At 32.8% G+C, this 16,786-nt stretch carries 17 protein-coding genes and 1 tRNA gene; 4 read left to right on the forward strand and 14 right to left on the reverse strand.

What is annotated here, in order from left to right:
• Positions 1 to 128 precede the first annotated feature (128 nt).
• Together BUC23_RS09885 and BUC23_RS09890 are read left to right on the forward strand one after the other, a co-directional pair.
• On the forward strand, positions 129 to 2,030 hold the full coding sequence (locus tag BUC23_RS09885; RefSeq protein ID WP_073209249.1) for a S9 family peptidase: 1,902 nt from the start codon (positions 129 to 131) through the stop codon (positions 2,028 to 2,030).
• A gap of 116 nt (positions 2,031 to 2,146) precedes the next feature.
• Positions 2,147 to 4,570, forward strand: coding sequence for an ATP-binding response regulator (locus tag BUC23_RS09890; RefSeq protein ID WP_073209017.1), 2,424 nt, complete (start codon positions 2,147 to 2,149; stop codon positions 4,568 to 4,570).
• Here BUC23_RS09890 and BUC23_RS09895 read toward each other — a convergent pair.
• The 10 genes from BUC23_RS09895 to pdxA all read right to left on the reverse strand — a co-directional run bounded on the left by BUC23_RS09895 (position 4,567) and on the right by pdxA (position 12,355).
• Entirely contained in the window at positions 4,567 to 5,904 is a 1,338-nt protein-coding gene (locus BUC23_RS09895) for a sigma-54-dependent transcriptional regulator (RefSeq protein ID WP_073209019.1), read from the reverse strand. The two genes, BUC23_RS09890 and BUC23_RS09895, sit on opposite strands and share 4 nt — an antisense overlap.
• Before the next feature lie 127 nt (positions 5,905 to 6,031).
• A complete protein-coding gene (locus tag BUC23_RS09900) occupies positions 6,032 to 6,337 on the reverse strand; it encodes a hypothetical protein (RefSeq protein WP_073209021.1) in 306 nt (101 codons plus the stop codon).
• Positions 6,338 to 6,378: 41 nt separating this feature from the next.
• Positions 6,379 to 6,699: a hypothetical protein gene (locus BUC23_RS09905; protein ID WP_073209022.1), complete on the reverse strand. Its 321-nt coding sequence runs from the start codon at positions 6,697 to 6,699 to the stop codon at positions 6,379 to 6,381.
• Positions 6,700 to 6,743: 44 nt separating this feature from the next.
• The gene (locus BUC23_RS09910) at positions 6,744 to 7,082 is read right to left on the reverse strand and encodes a hypothetical protein (protein ID WP_073209024.1); all 339 of its coding nucleotides are present in this window, start codon (positions 7,080 to 7,082) and stop codon (positions 6,744 to 6,746) included.
• Positions 7,083 to 7,350: 268 nt separating this feature from the next.
• On the reverse strand, positions 7,351 to 8,697 hold the full coding sequence (gene accC / locus BUC23_RS09915; RefSeq protein ID WP_073209026.1) for an acetyl-CoA carboxylase biotin carboxylase subunit: 1,347 nt from the start codon (positions 8,695 to 8,697) through the stop codon (positions 7,351 to 7,353).
• Between the two features lie 91 nt (positions 8,698 to 8,788).
• Complete coding sequence (gene accB / locus BUC23_RS09920) at positions 8,789 to 9,268, reverse strand: acetyl-CoA carboxylase biotin carboxyl carrier protein (protein ID WP_073209027.1); 480 nt, start codon at positions 9,266 to 9,268, stop codon at positions 8,789 to 8,791.
• Positions 9,269 to 9,291: 23 nt separating this feature from the next.
• Positions 9,292 to 10,290, reverse strand: a complete 999-nt coding sequence (locus tag BUC23_RS09925) for a beta-ketoacyl-ACP synthase III (protein WP_073209029.1) — start codon at positions 10,288 to 10,290, stop codon at positions 9,292 to 9,294.
• Positions 10,291 to 10,462: 172 nt separating this feature from the next.
• Entirely contained in the window at positions 10,463 to 10,657 is a 195-nt protein-coding gene (gene rpmF, locus BUC23_RS09930; protein ID WP_007137315.1) for a 50S ribosomal protein L32, read from the reverse strand.
• A 9-nt stretch (positions 10,658 to 10,666) separates the two neighbouring features.
• Positions 10,667 to 11,221 carry a YceD family protein gene (locus tag BUC23_RS09935; RefSeq protein WP_073209031.1) on the reverse strand — a complete coding sequence of 185 codons (555 nt, stop codon included), beginning with the start codon at positions 11,219 to 11,221 and terminating at the stop codon, positions 10,667 to 10,669.
• Between the two features lie 84 nt (positions 11,222 to 11,305).
• Positions 11,306 to 12,355 (reverse strand): 4-hydroxythreonine-4-phosphate dehydrogenase PdxA, encoded by a 1,050-nt coding sequence (gene pdxA / locus BUC23_RS09940; RefSeq protein WP_073209033.1) that lies wholly within the window; start codon positions 12,353 to 12,355, stop codon positions 11,306 to 11,308.
• A gap of 58 nt (positions 12,356 to 12,413) precedes the next feature.
• Between pdxA and BUC23_RS09945 the strand changes: the two genes are divergently transcribed.
• Entirely contained in the window at positions 12,414 to 13,001 is a 588-nt protein-coding gene (locus BUC23_RS09945) for a riboflavin synthase (protein WP_073209035.1), read from the forward strand.
• A 34-nt stretch (positions 13,002 to 13,035) separates the two neighbouring features.
• Here BUC23_RS09945 and BUC23_RS09950 read toward each other — a convergent pair whose 3' ends face one another.
• The 3 genes from BUC23_RS09950 to mce form a co-directional block, all read right to left on the reverse strand.
• Positions 13,036 to 13,269 carry a hypothetical protein gene (locus BUC23_RS09950; RefSeq protein WP_073209037.1) on the reverse strand — a complete coding sequence of 78 codons (234 nt, stop codon included), beginning with the start codon at positions 13,267 to 13,269 and terminating at the stop codon, positions 13,036 to 13,038.
• 227 nt (positions 13,270 to 13,496) lie between these two features.
• A tRNA-Ile gene (locus BUC23_RS09955) sits at positions 13,497 to 13,570 on the reverse strand.
• A 137-nt stretch (positions 13,571 to 13,707) separates the two neighbouring features.
• Positions 13,708 to 14,109, reverse strand: a complete 402-nt coding sequence (gene mce, locus BUC23_RS09960; protein WP_073209039.1) for a methylmalonyl-CoA epimerase — start codon at positions 14,107 to 14,109, stop codon at positions 13,708 to 13,710.
• A gap of 178 nt (positions 14,110 to 14,287) precedes the next feature.
• On the opposite strand from mce, the gene BUC23_RS09965 reads away from it, so the two are divergent.
• Complete coding sequence (locus BUC23_RS09965) at positions 14,288 to 15,937, forward strand: Ig-like domain-containing domain (protein WP_073209041.1); 1,650 nt, start codon at positions 14,288 to 14,290, stop codon at positions 15,935 to 15,937.
• Positions 15,938 to 15,981: 44 nt separating this feature from the next.
• Here the strand turns inward: BUC23_RS09965 and BUC23_RS09970 are convergent, their stop codons facing one another.
• Positions 15,982 to 16,749 (reverse strand): amidohydrolase, encoded by a 768-nt coding sequence (locus BUC23_RS09970; protein ID WP_073209043.1) that lies wholly within the window; start codon positions 16,747 to 16,749, stop codon positions 15,982 to 15,984.
• Between the last annotated feature and the right edge of the window lie 37 nt (positions 16,750 to 16,786).

Here is a 16,786-nt window from a genome sequence, read left to right on the forward strand (position 1 = left end):
TCATTGCTCCAGTCTCTTCTTGAGAGCTAAGGTGACGACAATTAAAACTAAAAACTATCTCAATTGAGGTAGTTTTTTTTTGGACTTAAATGAGTAATTTTAGCCTTCATAAAAAATCAATTTTTACAATGAAAAAAATACTGTTTACAACCTTAATAATGATGAGTATAAATGCTATGGCACAAAACGTAATGACCCCAGAATTACTTTGGAAACTAGGACGAGTAACTCCATTAGGCCTTTCCAAAGATGGAAAAAATATAGTTTACAAAGTTTCTACTCCTTCTATTGAGGAAAATAAATCAAATTCTAAATTTTACACCCTACCTGTAAATGGTGGAAATCCTACTGAAGTAAAAGATACAAAAGAAGTATTAAAAGACAAGAATATTTCTCCTAACGGAAAGTATATTGTTTATAATGAAGAAGTAAAAATCGACAAGGTCCTTGGAAAAGATTATTATCCTGAATTGGAAAAATCTCAAGTTCAAATCTACAACGGACTTGATTACCGTCACTGGGATACTTGGAATGAAGGTAAATTCAATCATGTTTTTTATAAAGAAAACAAAGAGGGCGCCGTTGGAATCGACATTCTTAAAGGCGAGAGTTTTGATAGCCCACAAAAACCTTTTGGTGGTGACGAAGATTATATCTGGTCGCCTGACAGCAAAAGCATTCTTTACGTAAGTAAGAAAAAAGCAGGAACACAATATGCTATTTCAACAAATACCAATATTTTCGAGTATACCCTGGAAACTGGAAAAACCATAAACAGAACCGAAGAAAATCTTGGATATGACATGGCACCTCAATTTTCACCAACAGGAAATCTGACTTGGCTGCAAATGAAACGTGATGGTTACGAAGCCGATAAAAATGACCTTATTGTCAGTTTCAAAGGAATGAACTTGAATCTAACCGCTGCTTGGGATGGAACGGTAGATCATTTCATGTGGAGTAAAGATGGTGAAAAAATCTATTTTGTTGCACCAATCGATGGAACGAAACAATTATTTGAAGTCAATTTTCCAGGGTTAACAAAAATTGCCATTAATGTTCATCAAATTACTAATGGCGATTTTGACGTAAATGATTTAGTTGGATTTTCTGGAGACAACATTATCGTAACCAGAACCGACATGAATCATGCTGCGGAAATTTTTTCTTACAATCTAAAGAAAAATAGCTGGAAACAATTATCAAATGTGAATACGACAACATATAAATCTTTGGCGTTAAGCAAAACCGAAAGAAGATATGTTACTACAACCGATGGTAAAAAAATGTTGGTTTGGGTAATTCTTCCTCCAAATTTTGATGCTTCAAAAAAATACCCAACGCTTTTATATTGCCAAGGAGGACCACAATCCCCGTTAACACAAAGCTATTCTTTTCGTTGGAATTTCCAATTAATGGCAGCAAATGGTTATGTTGTTGTAGCGCCAAACCGTCGTGGAATGCAAGGTCATGGCGTAGCTTGGAACGAACAAATAAGCAAAGATTGGGGCGGACAAGTCATCAATGATTATCTATCTGCAATTGATGACGTGGCTAAAGAAAACTATGTAGACAAAACAAGATTAGGATGTGTAGGAGCTAGTTATGGTGGTTATTCTGTATTTTACTTAGCCGGAATTCACAACAACAGGTTTAAAACTTTCATCGCTCATGATGGCGTTTACAATACTCAAAGTATGTTTGGGACCACTGAAGAAGTATTCTTTAACAACTGGGATTTTGGCGGTGCGTATTGGGAAAAAGATAATGCAGTTGCCCAAAAAACCTATACAACTTTTAATCCGATGACTATGGTCGAAAAATGGAACACACCTATCTTGATTATCCAAGGAGGAAAAGACTTCCGTGTACCAATAGGACAAGGACAAGAAGCTTTTCAAGCTGCACAATTACGAGGAATAAAAAGCAGATTTTTGTATTTCCCGGAAGAAAACCATTGGGTACTAAAACCACAGAATGCTCAAGTTTGGCAAAAAGAGTTTTACAATTGGTTAAACGAAACATTGTAAGTTATATTTAATTTAAATCCTGAAAAACCTCACTGAAAAGTGAGGTTTTTTGCTTTATTCTAAAACATTCTCAATAACTTAACTTTAAACACTTTTGTAATTTTTACCTTTGAGAAATGAATAGCAAAAAAAATTACATTCCAATCAAAATTTTAATCAGCTACCTGATTCTCGCGACAATGTTTGTTGGAGTAGGTTGGTTTTTATATTCTGAAAGCAACTTTTTTTCGAATACAGAAGGTAAGATTGGAAAAGAAAATAGCAAAATTTTGAAAGTAAGCAATTTACTTTCTAACGTTTATAAGACGGAAAGTTTGGCAAGAATAACAATTCAATCTAATTCAAAAAAAGATTTCCAGAACTACCTCATTAAAACGGACTCTCTAAAGTTGGATATAGACTCTCTAAAACTATTAGTATCCACTCGATATCAAATTACATTGTTAGATAGTGTGAAATTTTTATTATCTAAGAAAACTCAAAACATAAAGGAGCTAAAAGCTATAAAAAACAAAACTGATGATGAATCTTCAGTAAAAAACGCAATCGCCGATTTAACGAAAATGGAAGCTTCATTAAGAAAACTTCAATTAGAAGATTTTGTACAGTATCCTGCGGCGATGGGCGACTACCAAAGAAATATACTTAAAAAATACGTGTCTTACCTGAATGAAAACATTCCTGACGACAGTACAAATACGTTAACTAAAGAAGCTTCAGACTCGATTTTATTGGCTTCTAAAACATTATTGAATCAAGTTAAAAAAGAGACGGCAAAGAAGAAAGAATCACTAAATATTGAAGAAGATAAATTGTTACAAAATGAACTTTCAATATCGGAACAATTGAGAAAGGTACTAAGCATTGTTGAAAACGAAATCATCAAAAACACGGCAAAAAATTATAACGAAAGAGAAAATTCATTAAATAAAACTAACAAAATAGTAACTATCGCTGCTGGAATAGGAACATTATCAACCTTGTTTTTTTTAATTCTGATATTGAATGATTTTTCGAAAAGTCAATCCTATAAAAGGCAACTTGAAGCTGCAAATACAAAAACAAAATCACTGTTAAAAAATAGAGAACAACTCATTACCACAGTCAGCCATGACTTAAAAACACCACTAAGCACCATCTTAGGCTATACAGAACTTTTAGAAAATTCAAATCTAAATAAAAGACAACTCTATTTTGCAAAAAACATAAAAACTTCATCCGAATATATTTCAAAACTGGTTCAGGACTTACTGGATTTCACGCAGATAGAAGCCGGTAAATTAACAATTGAAAATATTCCATTTTCATTAAATGATGTCATTTCTGAAGTTGGAACAAGCATTCAATCAATTTATGAACAGAAACCGATAGCGCTTTTGATTGAAACTGGCAGGGAATTTAATGATTCTCTAATGGGAGATCCGTTCAGACTGAGACAAATTTTGACTAATCTAATAGGGAACGCTTATAAATTTACGGAAAAAGGATTCATAAAAATCAAAGCAAAAGTTGCTGAAAACAATAAAATTCTAATCACCGTTGAGGATTCCGGAATTGGGATAGCAGAAACAAAACAACAAGTAATTTTTGAAGAATTCACACAAGCGAATAAAAACATAGAAAAAAAATATGGAGGAACTGGTTTAGGACTTACTATTTCTAAAAGTATTGCGGAAATTTTAGGAGGAAAACTAAGCCTGAAAAGCACACTAGGAAAAGGAAGCGTTTTTGAAATTGAACTTCCACTAGAATTTGCAACAAGTTTTCCGAAAAAACTATTAAACAATAATCTAAAAACCGAATTAACTGCGATTATTATTGATGATGACATCAATTTATTAAAACTGACTACTGAAATTTTAAAGCAAAACAACTACAAAGTCATTCCGTTTGATAATGCCGCTGCTGCGCTTGAAGCTGCAAGGACAAATCCATTTGATTTTATAATAACCGATATTCAAATGCCGGAAATTGATGGCTTCTTATTTTTAGAAAAATTAAAAAATCCTACAGCATTAAATTATAAAAATCAACCCATAATAGCTGTTACGGGAAAAGCCAATATAGATTTACAAGTATATAAAAAAGCTGGATTCACCCAAGTCGTAAAAAAACCTTATGCTCCAAAAACGCTACTTGCCGCAGTTAATTCCCTTTTTAATACCCTTGAAAATCCAGACACTTCAAATTGTGTAGCTAATCAAATTGAGCAAACAAAACCATATTCTTTAAAATCATTACTGTCTTTTATGGCCGACGATGAAGCCTTGAAAAAATTTTTAATTTCTTTCACGAAAAATACAGCGGAGGATTTAATCCAATTAGAAAATGCCGTTGCTGAACATAATGTTTTTGAAATTAAAGAAATTTCACATCGAATGTGCCCCATGTTTAAACAAATTCAAGCCCACACAGTTAGCGTAATATTAGATGATTTAGAATCGAAAGATCTTACAGTAGAAATAATCATAGCTAATGTTACAGAATTAAAAAAAAGGTTAACAGCTCTTTTTATTCTTATAGAAAAAGAACAAAACTAATCAATATCATATAATTTTAATTTATTATACAGTGTCTTTCTATTGATATTAAGCAGTCTGGCCGCTTCAGATTTATTGTTTTTAGATTGACGCAAAGCCTCAAGAATAGTTCCCTTCTCATTCTCAGACAATGAAAAATCAGTTTCCTTTTTACCTGCTTTTTGAAAGAACTCGACTGGAAGCGCTCCTTTTTCAATAAAATCTCCTTGCGATAAAAGTGTTGCTCTTTTGATACAATTTTGAAGTTCTCTTAAATTTCCAGGCCAGCTGTAGTTTTGAAAAATGGCTATTACTTCAGGAGAAAACCCTATTAATTCTTTGTTCAATTCTTGATTTGCTTTTTCTATAAAAAAATCAGCAAAAATCATCAAATCTTGTTCTCTATCTACCAAAGAAGGCGAATGAATAGAAAATTCATTGATTCTATGATACAGATCCTCTCTAAAATCACCATTCTTTACTGCTTCACGCAAATCCTCATTTGTAGCTGTAATTATTCTAATATCAACATCGATTTCTTTATTACTCCCTACCGGTTTTATCTTTCTTTCCTGCAAAGCTCTCAACAACTGGATTTGATTTTCATACGATAAGTTTCCTATTTCGTCAAGAAAAATTGTCCCTCCATTCGCGGCCTGAAAATAACCCATTTTATCCGCAATAGCTCCTGTAAACGAACCTTTCACATGACCAAAAAATTCGCTTGCAGCCAATTCCTTTGGTATTGCTCCACAGTCAACGGCAATAAAATTATTATCTTTTCTGGAACTTTTTTCATGGATACTTTTTGCAATGACTTCTTTACCTGTACCGCTTTCGCCAATGATCAGAACCGACATATTCGTTGGACTAACCAACTGAATGTATTCCGCAAGTTTTTTTGAAGCTGCAGAAATACCGGAAACAAATTTATTTTTCGATAATATGTTGTTATTTTTAATTTTTGCAACCTTGTTTTTAATGGGGTTTTCAGATGAGGTATGAAGTGCATTGGAAATAACCAATAAAACTTCTTCAGGATTAAATGGCTTAGAAATATAATCTGACGCTCCCTTTTTTATTGCTTTTACCGCAGTATTCACATCAGAATATCCCGTCATAAGAATAACAGGAACTGTTGGATGCGATTCCTTGAATTCTGTCATTAATTCGATTCCATCATAGTTAGGAAGTCTTAAATCTGTTATTATCAGGTCGAATTCTTCATTGGTAATTTTAACTTTTGCATCTTCAGCCGTAAAAGAAGTTGTAACGAGAAATGATTTCTTTAAGAGAAATTGCTCTAACAACTTGCAAAAAGACACATCATCTTCTATCAATAAAATTTTCGACATGGTTTTTTAAACTTTAAATGCTAATGTAAAATTATTAAACTCTAATTTTCATAAAAAATTCGTAAAAAAAAGAGAGATTGTAAAAACAATCTCTCTTTTTAAAAATAATCCACTAAATCCCTCAAACTTATTTATTAATCCATTTTCCATTAGCATCCGCATAGACAGTAGCTTTTTGGTCTCCTGTTTTGATTTCTAGTTTGAATTCCTTCTTTTCATTGACGAAAGCTTTCTCAATTACTGCCTCTGGATACTCTGTTTTCAAAGCTATTTGTATAGGCTCCGGAACTTCCTCCGCCTTAATTTCTGTAAACTTTTCTTCAACCACATTCGTTGCAGTTTCTAATTTATCTACTTTTTTGACTTTTGAAGACTGGGCAAAAGTTGACAAACTACCCAGAACGATTGCTACTGATAAAATTAATTTCTTCATCCTAATTGTATGTTTTAATAATTTAAATTCCCTATTAATATCTAAGATTGTTTTGTGATCCATTTCCCTGCTGCGTCCGAATAAAGCGCACCAACTTTTTCACCTACAGTAACTTGTAATTTATACTCTTTCTTTTCATTTATAAATGCCTTATCAAGGATTGCTGTTGGAAAAGCTTTTTTCAAAGCACTTTTAACAGCTTCTGGAATATCTGCAGCTTGAATTTCGGTGTATTTTTCCTCAACTGCTTGTGTAGTTTGAGTATTCTGGGTTGTTTCTTCCGTTTTTGTAGCAGTAGTTGCTTGCGCAAATGATGATAAACTTCCTAAAAAGATCGCTGCTGATAAGATTAATTTTTTCATAATGTTTTAATTTAATTTAGTACTAATTGTATTGATCATTGGATTTATTTAATCAACTTCCCTGTTGCATCTGCAAAGACAGTATTTGATTTTTTTCCGGCTTTAACTTCCATTTTATATTCTTTTTTGTCATTTACAAATGCTTTTTCAAGTTTACTTCCAGGAAGTGTTTTTAACAATGACACTTTTACTTCAGTAGGTACTTCACCTAATCTTACCTCTGTATAACTATCTTGAGCGTTTGCAGTTGGCATTTCCGTTTTGACGCTAGATGCAATTTTTGTGTTGCTTTCTGTTTCTCCCACCGCAATAGTTGTACTTGCTTGTGCAAATGTTGATATACTTCCTAATAGTATTGCCGTTGATAATAGTAACTTTTTCATATTAATAGATTTTAAATGTTATAATGTTATTTAAACTAAAGAGATAATTATACCAAAGCAATTAACACTCAACGCTAAACACATAATTACCTATATTACAATAAATTATGATTTTCAAAATACAACTTAACGTTTAATAAAGTGTATAACTACAATAGCCAGCTGTATAATAATTATACACTTTTAGACACATTAATGATTTTTTAAAAAATATAACACACAAAAAAACCTTGCATCACTGCAAGGTTTTAAATAAAATTTTTTTTTACTATTCTGGATCATTCATTTTGAAGGTGTCCATAAAAGCAGTTGTATAATTACCTGCTATATATCGAGGGTCATCCATCAACTGTCTGTGGAATGGAATCGTTGTTTTTATTCCTTCAATTACAAACTCGTCTAAGGCTCTTCTCATTTTTGAAATTGCTTCTTCTCTTGATTGTGCAGTAGTAATTAACTTCGCAATCATCGAATCGTAATTTGGAGGAATCGTATATCCTGAGTAAACGTGAGTATCTAATCGAACACCATGTCCACCTGGCATATGAAGTGTCGTAATTTTCCCTGGAGAAGGACGGAAATCATTGTAAGGATCTTCCGCATTAATTCTACATTCGATGGCGTGCAATTGTGGTAAATAGTTTTTACCTGAAATAGGTATTCCTGCGGCAACCATAATTTGTTCCCGGATCAAGTCGTAATCGATAACTTGCTCCGTAATAGGATGCTCCACTTGAATACGTGTATTCATTTCCATGAAGTAAAAATTACGATTTTTATCAACCAAAAATTCTACTGTTCCAGCACCTTCATATTTGATATATTCAGCAGCTTTAACAGCAGCTTCTCCCATTTTTTGACGTAATTCGTCAGTCATGAACGGAGATGGAGTCTCTTCAGTTAATTTTTGATGACGTCTTTGAACAGAACAATCTCTTTCTGAAAGGTGACATGCTTTACCATAAGAATCACCCACAACCTGAATTTCAATATGACGAGGCTCCTCAATTAATTTTTCAAGATACATCCCATCATTTCCAAAAGCAGCAGCTGATTCCTGACGGGCATCTTCCCAAGCTTTCAATAGATCTTCTTCTTTCCACACAGCACGCATTCCTTTTCCACCACCACCAGCAGTCGCTTTCAACATTACTGGAAAACCAAAGTCTCTTGACAACTGTAAAGCCTGCTCATACGATTCTAAAATTCCTACTGAACCTGGAACACAAGGCACGCCAGCTTCAATCATAGTCGATTTTGCGGAAGCTTTATCACCCATTCTATCAATCATTTCAGGAGATGCTCCAATGAATTTGATACCATGTTCCTGACAAATTTTAGAAAATTTTGAATTTTCAGAAAGGAAACCATAACCTGGATGTATCGCATCTGCGTTAGTAATTTCGGCAGCGGCAATAATATTTGACATTTTTAAATAAGACAAGTTACTTGGAGGCGGTCCTATACAAACTGCTTCGTCAGCAAACTTTACATGAAGACTTTCAGCATCAGCAGTAGAATAAACGGCTACTGTTTTGATACCCATTTCCTTGCATGTCCTAATTACGCGAAGCGCAATTTCTCCCCTATTTGCAATTAATATTTTTTTAAACATCTTGTTGAAATTATAAATTTTAAATTTTAAATTTTAAATTATTTGAAGGACACTTAAAATTGCATCATACAAATTCATTATTCAAAATTTCTTATGATGGGTCTACTAAGAATAAAGGTTGGTCAAATTCTACAGGCGACATGTCATCAACCAATATTTTTACAATTTTACCAGATACTTCAGATTCAATTTCATTAAACAATTTCATAGCTTCAATAACACAAAGCACATCTCCTTTAGCAATAGTTTTACCTACTTCAACAAACATTGGTTTGTCTGGTGACGGTTTTCTATAGAAAGTCCCAATAATTGGAGATTTTATAGTAATGTAATGAGCATTTTCTACAACTGGAGCTTCAGCAACTGGAGCAACCGCAGCGATTTGTTGAGGAGCTACTGCTTGTTGAAGCGGAGTATGATTTGGCATTTGCTGTACATACGTCGTCTCAGTTACATTTCCTTCTAAAGTTGTTCTAATAGTGATTTTAACATCATCCATTTCTAATTTAACTTCTGCAACTCCAGAATTAGCTACAAACTTGATTAAATTTTGAATTTCTTTTAAATCCATAATTGTTTATTTTTAGTTTAAATTTATTTTTTGTCGTAAGCCCATTTTAGATAAATGGATCCCCAAGTAAATCCTCCTCCAAAAGCTGCTAAAATAATTGTATCCCCTTTTTTGAATAAATGTTCAAAATCGCTGAGTACTAATGGTAAAGTCGCTGAGGTGGTATTCCCGTATTTTTCAATATTCATTAAAACTTTCGAGTCATCCAAATTCATTCTATTTGCGGTAGCATCAATAATACGTTTATTAGCTTGATGAGGAACTAGCCAATCTACATCTTCATTAGTAAGATTATTTTTTTTCAAAATTAGCTCACTAGCATCGGCCATATTAGTAACCGCATATTTGAAAACAGTTTTACCGTCTTGGATAATATTGTGTCTGTTCTCTGTTACTGTTTCAAAAGAGGTGGGATTAAGAGATCCACCAGCATCAATTTTTAAAAAATCTCTTCCTACTCCATCACTACGTAAATACTCATCTTGCAGTCCTAATCCTTCGTAATTAGGTTCAAATAATACTGCACCAGCACCATCCCCAAAAATAATACAGGTAGATCGATCCGTATAATCAACTATTGAAGACATTTTGTCTGCTCCAATTAAAAGTACTTTTTTATAACGTCCTGATTCTATATAAGCTGCAGCAGTAGACATTCCGAATAAAAAGCTGGAACATGCTGCCTGTAAATCGTATGCAAATGCATTTGTTGCGCCTATTTGTGTGGCTACATATACTCCTGTTGCTGCTACTGGCATATCTGGTGTAGCAGTTGCCATTATCAATAAATCTATTTCTAAAGGATCTATATTTGCTTTAGCTAATAAATCTTGTGCTGCTTTTATAGCTAGATAGGAAGTTCCTTTATCTTTATCTTTAAGAATTCTTCTTTCTTTTATTCCTGTACGAGAAGTAATCCACTCGTCATTTGTGTCAACCATTGTTTCCAGAACTTTGTTTGAAAGCACAAATTCTGGCACATAGGCTCCAACAGCGGTAATTGCGGCCGTAATTGTATTCATTGTATTCGATTATTTCTTATCAAATGTTGCCATTTGAAAATTTTTTAAAAGACTTGAAAATTACAAAAAAAATTTCATTTGCATTGATTTGTAACCTCTTATTTAACGAAAATTATAGACAACAAAAAAACTCTCACATAGTGAGAGTTCTAATATCATTTACAAAAACATATTAAGCAACAGCTACAGATTTATCTATAACAACTTGCCCTCTGTAATACATTTTTCCTTCATGCCAGTAAGCTCTGTGATACAAGTGTGCTTCCCCAGTTATTGGGCAAGTAGCGATTTGTGCTACAGTAGCTTTGTAATGTGTTCTTCTCTTATCTCTTCTTGTTTTGGAGATTTTTCTCTTAGGATGCGCCATTTTACTATATTATTTATCCGTTAATAGTTGCTTTAATTTGTCCCAACGCGGGTCAATATTTTCTTCTTTTTGTACTTCTTTTTTATGCTCTTTTTTCTGTTCTTTTATTGTCAGTTCCTTCAGTTTGGTCAAAGCTTCCGTATTTAAACTTCCATCTTTCACTCCTGGATGAACCCTTCTTAGAGGAACTGAGAGCACTACCATTTCATAAATAGACTGAGAAACATCTATTTCAAATTCACCAAACGGTAAAATTAGCAAATCTTCATTGTCATTATTATACGTTTCACCAAAACGAACTATCAATTTCATCTTACCTTTAATTGGCAAATCAAAATCTTCGCTTGTAAGATCACAAGGTACATTTACAGTACCATAGTGCTTGAAACTTAACTCCAGCATGTTGCTTTTTTTCTCTAAAGCCACATTAACTTTGATATTTGAATTTTGAAATTCATTATAATCAAAGATTTCAAAGAACGCATTATTAATTTGAAATTCAAATTGGTGTTTGCCTAGCTTTAATCCTACGAAAGGAATTAAATATTCTTTTGTCTTGTTCATTTCAACAACAATTTACCCTAAACTTCGGGAGTGCAAAGATATAAAATTATTGCAAATCTAATAATCTTATTCACCTTTTTTTGTTTATAACTGTTTTTCTTTTGTTTTTAGCGGTTTCTCACTGATTTCCTTATATTGATTTCTAGAATTATAAATATCAATCGCCAGATAAACTGCTTCTTTAAATGAATTATAATCTGCCATGCCTTTTCCTGCAATGTCATAAGCAGTCCCGTGATCAGGAGATGTTCTAATTTTATTTAATCCAGCCGTATAATTGACTCCTTTGCCAAAAGACAGTGTTTTAAAGGGGATTAATCCTTGATCATGATACGCAGCAATAATTGCATCATATTTTTCATATTGGCTACTACCAAAAAAACCATCAGCAGCAAAAGGACCAAATACCAAGGTTCCCTTTTCAAATAATTTTTTCAATGCTGGTTTGATCACCAAATCATCTTCTTTACCAATGACTCCGCCATCACCGCAATGTGGATTCAAACCTAAAACAGCAATTTTGGGTTTATTTATACTGAAATCTTGAATTAACGATTGTCTTACCGTTTCAATTTTCTTTATAATCAACTCTTCAGTAAGCTTCGATGCCACTTCGCTTAAGGGAATATGATCCGTCAACAACCCAACTCTTAAATTATCCTGAACCATTAACATTAAGGCATTACCCTCTAATTCCTGATCCAAATAATCTGTATGCCCCGGAAACTTAAATGTTTCTGATTGTATATTATATTTATTTATGGGTGCAGTTACCAACACATCAATAACACCTTCTTTCAAAGCTTTAGTGGCAGCAACAAATGATTTTATCGCATATTGCCCAATTTTCTCATCGTTTGTTCCCGGATTCAAATCAACCCCTTCTTTCCAAAGATTAAAAACATTAATTTTCCCTATAACAATTTGATCTAATTTATCAATTCCATGTAGCATTGAAGTTGATTCAAAACTCTTTTTTACAAACGACAATATTTTCACATTCGCAAAAATAACCGGCGTACAAAGCTCTAACATTCGTGAATCTTCGAATGTTTTTAAAACAACTTCGCTTCCAATACCGTTTAAATCTCCAATTGAAATCCCAACGATTATATTTTCTGCTTTTTTCATCATGATCTAACGTTATTTATTGCTAATTTTGAAGTGCAAATTTAGTAAAATAAAACAAGAAATGTTTACAGGAATAATAGAAACCCTTGGCATAATCCAAGAAATAAAAAAAGAGAAAGACAATATTCATATTACAATAGATTCTTCTATTACAAGCGAACTTAAAATTGACCAAAGCGTTGCTCATAATGGAATCTGTTTGACTGTTGTAGCTTTAAAAGACACTCTTTATACAGTAACGGCCATTGACGAAACAATTAAAAAAACAAATTTATCGTCTTGGAAAACAGGGGACAGTGTGAATCTTGAAAGAGCCATGAAGCTTGGAGACCGACTTGACGGTCATATCGTACAAGGTCATGTCGATCAAACAGGAACCTGCATTGCTACCGAAGAAACCAACGGAAGCTGGTCGTACACTTTTGAATACGATGAAAAACTAAATAATATCACAATCGAAAAAGGCTCAATCACTGTAAACGGTGTTAGCCTAACGGTCGTAAACTCAAAGAAGAATCAATTTAGTGTAGCCATCATTCCCTACACTCACGAGCACACCAATTTTAAATCATTTGAACTTGGCACAAAAATAAATCTTGAATTTGATGTTATTGGCAAATATGTCTCCAGATTGTATGCTAATAAATAAAAAACAAAAACTTTATAAAAACAAAAACTCCAATTTAAACTGGAGTTTTTGTTTTTAATCTATGACTATAAATAATATAAATTCCAAAAAGCAATGCAATTATTATTAGTATAAAAATATTTTCATCGATAGGCAAACCCGGCGGAGGAGGCGGTTTTTTTCTTCCGAAAGGATTCGGAGCAGGAGGCGCTGGATTCCCTGCCATAGTATACAACGTCCCAAACAGGAAGGCAATAAAAAGATAAAATTTGTTTGGCAAAATATTCATAATTTCCAAAAATAGTAAATCAATCGTTTAAAAAAAGTAATTTCAACTATTTATTATCAATCTTTATTGTTAATCCTTATTAATTTACGCAAAAAAAGCAAACAAAAACTAATTTTTTCACAAAAACTACTTCCTACAACACAAAGATATGAATTTTAATGAATTCTTATTTTAATATATACCCCAAAACAAAACCCCTCAAAATATTAATTTTGAGGGGTTTTTCGTGGTCCCACCTGGGCTCGAACCAGGGACCACCTGATTATGAGTCAGGTGCTCTAACCAGCTGAGCTATAGGACCGGTTTAGAGTTTGCAATATTACTACTATTTTTCGTTTGCTCCAAATATTTTTCGCTTAGATTTTCAATTAACCCCAATATTTAAAACCATCTAACAGAAAACCATTGATTATTAGATTTCTAAACTTTACGATTAAATTATTTAATTTCTTGACACAACTCTATCAAAACACCATTTGTACTTTTAGGATGCAAAAAGACAACTAATTTATTATCGGCTCCCTTTTTTGGTACTTCATTCAAAACGACAAAGCCCTCACTTTTCAGACGTTCTATTTCCGATAAGATATCCTCCACTTCAAAAGCAATATGATGTATTCCCTCTCCTTTTTTTTCTATAAATTTAGCAATCGGACTGTCCGGATTAGTCGCTGCCAAAAGTTCTATCTTGTTTGGTCCAACAGCAAAGAAAGAAGTACTTACCCCTTCACTTTCTACATCTTCAAATTTATAAGCGGGAGCACCTAATAGCTTTTCGAAAATTAAATTCGAAACTTCTAAATTTTTAACCGCGATTCCTATATGTTCAATTTTTTTCATTTCTTATTTATCATCTAAAATTACAATCTTTATATCGAGGTAAATTTACACATTAAAAGACAAAAAGAAAATACAGAATCTCAAAAGTAAGCCCAATCAAATACCTACAATAAAACATTAAAAAGTTTCAATTCCATTAATTATAATTGTTATTTTGTAATTCTAATACAAATTTGATATGTTGAAAACCAATTTAAGATATATTTCCCTGCTATTACTCTTAGTAATGATAGGTTGTGCAAAAAGAGGAACCATAACCGGAGGTTCGAAAGATACTCTTGCACCCGTTTTAAAAATGAGCTTTCCTAAGAATTTTAGCACCAACTTTAAAGGAAACGAAATAAAATTGGTCTTCGACGAAAACATCATATTAAAGAATTTAAACAAGCAATTGATCATTTCTCCACCAATGAAACAGGAGCCTTTGATTTTACCAACAACTGCCAGTAAGTTTATTACCATTCAAATAAAAGATACCCTTCAGCCTAATACCACATACAGTTTCAACTTTGGTCAAAGTATCTCCGACAATAATGAAGGAAACCCTTATAACCAGTTTAAATATGTATTCTCAACTGGCGACCACATTGATTCTCTTTCGCTTAATGGAAAAGTGAAGGATGCCTATGACAAAGAAGCAGAATCATTTGTATCTGTAATGCTTTATGAGATAAATGACACTTTTAAAGACTCTATAGTATACTCTGATAATCCCAGATACATCACCAACACACTCGATAGCTTGAAAACTTTTAAATTAGAGAATTTAAAAGCCGGTAAATATCTTCTCGTGGCTATGAAAGATTACAACAATAACAACAAATTTAATCCAAAAAAAGACAAAATTGGGTTTAACAAACAATATATTACTATACCAAATGACACGGTTTACGAACTGGAATTATTCAAAGAAGTTTTACCATTTAAAGCTTACAAGCCAAGTCAAGTATCCGGCAACAGATTAATCATTGGTTATGAAGGAAAAGCAAATTCATTAAACGAAAGGCCTAAAATAATCTTAAAAAGCAAAAATGACATACTCCCTTCTATCGTTACTCGCTTTCCAAAAAAGGATTCGCTGCAAATCTGGTTTAAACCTTTAAAAACTGATTCATTAGCTTTAATGGTTAATAGGGAAAAGTACCAAGAGGATTTTACTTTTAAAATAAAAGAACAGAAAAAAGACACTCTAAATATTATTGCTATGCAAAATGGCGTTTTAAATTTTAGAGATCGTTTGGCTTTTGAAACCGCTACTCCATTAGTAAAATTTGATAATGCAAAAATTAAATTAGTCAATAAAGCGGGAACAGCAGTTCCTTTCACTACTGAATACGACCAATTTAATCAAAAATTATACTTCGACTTCAAGAAGGAACCTTCTGAAGAATATGCTTTTACAATTCAACCGGGTGCATTAACTGATTTTTTCGAAAAATCAAATGACACCTTGACTTATAAAGCAATCACGAAAACTGCCGCTGAGTACGGAAATCTTAGCATTTCATTACAAAATGCGAAACAATTTCCTGTCATTGTGGAATTAACTAATGAAAAAGGAGACGTTTTAGCCACTGAGTACTCAGAAAAAAACGCCACAATAGACTTTAACTTAATTGAACCCGCTTTATATTCTCTTCGAGCAATTTATGATGTGAATCAAAATAAGGAATGGGATTCAGGAAATTATTTAGAAAAACGCCAAGCTGAAGAAGTTATCTATTATTCAAAAGAAATTGATGTTCGTGCAAATTGGGATGTAAACCAGATTTTTGATTTAAGTATTCCATATAGTCCGGAACCAAAAAAGAAAGTGGTAAAAAAGTAGGGATTTAAGTCCCGAAACTTCTGGAGATATTAAATCACAAAATTTTATTCATTTATTTTAAACTCATCTCTATCATTAAGAAAACCTAATTTTTGTCTGGTCAACATCATTTTTTGTCTGTCTAATTCAACTGAAAAAACGGCTTCAGATTCATTAGGCTCAACCAAATATTCCCCAAGATAATCGACAACTTGTGAATGTCCCGTATACTGATATCCATTATCGTCCTCGCCTATTCTATTAACACCAATCGCATAACTCAAGTTTTCTATTGCGCGAGCTTTAAGTAACGCATCCCAGGCATTTATTCTTATTTTTGGCCAACTTGCAACATAAATTAATAGATCATAATCTTCTGAATTCCTTGAGAACACAGGAAATCGCAAATCATAACATACTTGGAGACAAATTTTCCAATCTAAATAATTGACAATAACTTTTTGCGTTCCGCTAGTATAGACTTTGTCTTCTCCGGCTAAAGTAAATAAATGTTTCTTATCGTAAAACTGAATTTCTCCTGACGGAAAAACAAATAACATCCTGTTATAGAAATTACCATTTTCTTTAATAACAACACTTCCCGTAATGGCGCTTTTTTTAGCTTTTGCCAATGTTTTAAGCCAACTAATCGTTTCTCCCTGCATTGTTTCCGCTACGACCTCTGCTTTCATTGTAAAACCCGATGTAAACATTTCAGGCAGCACAATCAATTCCGTACTTCCGAAAATTGAATTAATTTTGGTTTCGAAATAGCTTCGGTTTTCTTTTGGACTTTCCCAGATTAAAGGCGATTGGATAAGCGTTACTTTCATTTTAAATCATTTTTATAAAGATAAAAAAAACGCATTC

It is taken from the genome of Flavobacterium xinjiangense (assembly GCF_900142885.1).
GTDB classification, from domain to species: Bacteria; Bacteroidota; Bacteroidia; order Flavobacteriales; family Flavobacteriaceae; genus Flavobacterium; species Flavobacterium xinjiangense.

What these genes read in the sequence shown, in the direction of transcription:
- BUC23_RS09970 (WP_073209043.1), bottom strand. Translation starts at nt 16,749, where the DNA reads ATGAAAGTAACGCTTATCCAATCGCCTTTAATCTGGGAAAGTCCAAAA.
- accB (WP_073209027.1), bottom strand. Translation starts at nt 9,268, where the DNA reads ATGGATTTAAAAGAAATTCAAAATTTAATCAAGTTTGTAGCTAATTCT.
- BUC23_RS09905 (WP_073209022.1), bottom strand. Translation starts at nt 6,699, where the DNA reads ATGAAAAAATTAATCTTATCAGCAGCGATCTTTTTAGGAAGTTTATCA.
- BUC23_RS09885 (WP_073209249.1), top strand. Translation starts at nt 129, where the DNA reads ATGAAAAAAATACTGTTTACAACCTTAATAATGATGAGTATAAATGCT.
- BUC23_RS09900 (WP_073209021.1), bottom strand. Translation starts at nt 6,337, where the DNA reads ATGAAGAAATTAATTTTATCAGTAGCAATCGTTCTGGGTAGTTTGTCA.
- BUC23_RS09945 (WP_073209035.1), top strand. Translation starts at nt 12,414, where the DNA reads ATGTTTACAGGAATAATAGAAACCCTTGGCATAATCCAAGAAATAAAA.
- BUC23_RS09935 (WP_073209031.1), bottom strand. Translation starts at nt 11,221, where the DNA reads ATGAACAAGACAAAAGAATATTTAATTCCTTTCGTAGGATTAAAGCTA.
- pdxA (WP_073209033.1), bottom strand. Translation starts at nt 12,355, where the DNA reads ATGATGAAAAAAGCAGAAAATATAATCGTTGGGATTTCAATTGGAGAT.
- BUC23_RS09910 (WP_073209024.1), bottom strand. Translation starts at nt 7,082, where the DNA reads ATGAAAAAGTTACTATTATCAACGGCAATACTATTAGGAAGTATATCA.
- BUC23_RS09925 (WP_073209029.1), bottom strand. Translation starts at nt 10,290, where the DNA reads ATGAATACAATTACGGCCGCAATTACCGCTGTTGGAGCCTATGTGCCA.
- accC (WP_073209026.1), bottom strand. Translation starts at nt 8,697, where the DNA reads ATGTTTAAAAAAATATTAATTGCAAATAGGGGAGAAATTGCGCTTCGC.
- BUC23_RS09950 (WP_073209037.1), bottom strand. Translation starts at nt 13,269, where the DNA reads ATGAATATTTTGCCAAACAAATTTTATCTTTTTATTGCCTTCCTGTTT.
- BUC23_RS09895 (WP_073209019.1), bottom strand. Translation starts at nt 5,904, where the DNA reads ATGTCGAAAATTTTATTGATAGAAGATGATGTGTCTTTTTGCAAGTTG.
- BUC23_RS09890 (WP_073209017.1), top strand. Translation starts at nt 2,147, where the DNA reads ATGAATAGCAAAAAAAATTACATTCCAATCAAAATTTTAATCAGCTAC.
- mce (WP_073209039.1), bottom strand. Translation starts at nt 14,109, where the DNA reads ATGAAAAAAATTGAACATATAGGAATCGCGGTTAAAAATTTAGAAGTT.
- BUC23_RS09965 (WP_073209041.1), top strand. Translation starts at nt 14,288, where the DNA reads ATGTTGAAAACCAATTTAAGATATATTTCCCTGCTATTACTCTTAGTA.
- rpmF (WP_007137315.1), bottom strand. Translation starts at nt 10,657, where the DNA reads ATGGCGCATCCTAAGAGAAAAATCTCCAAAACAAGAAGAGATAAGAGA.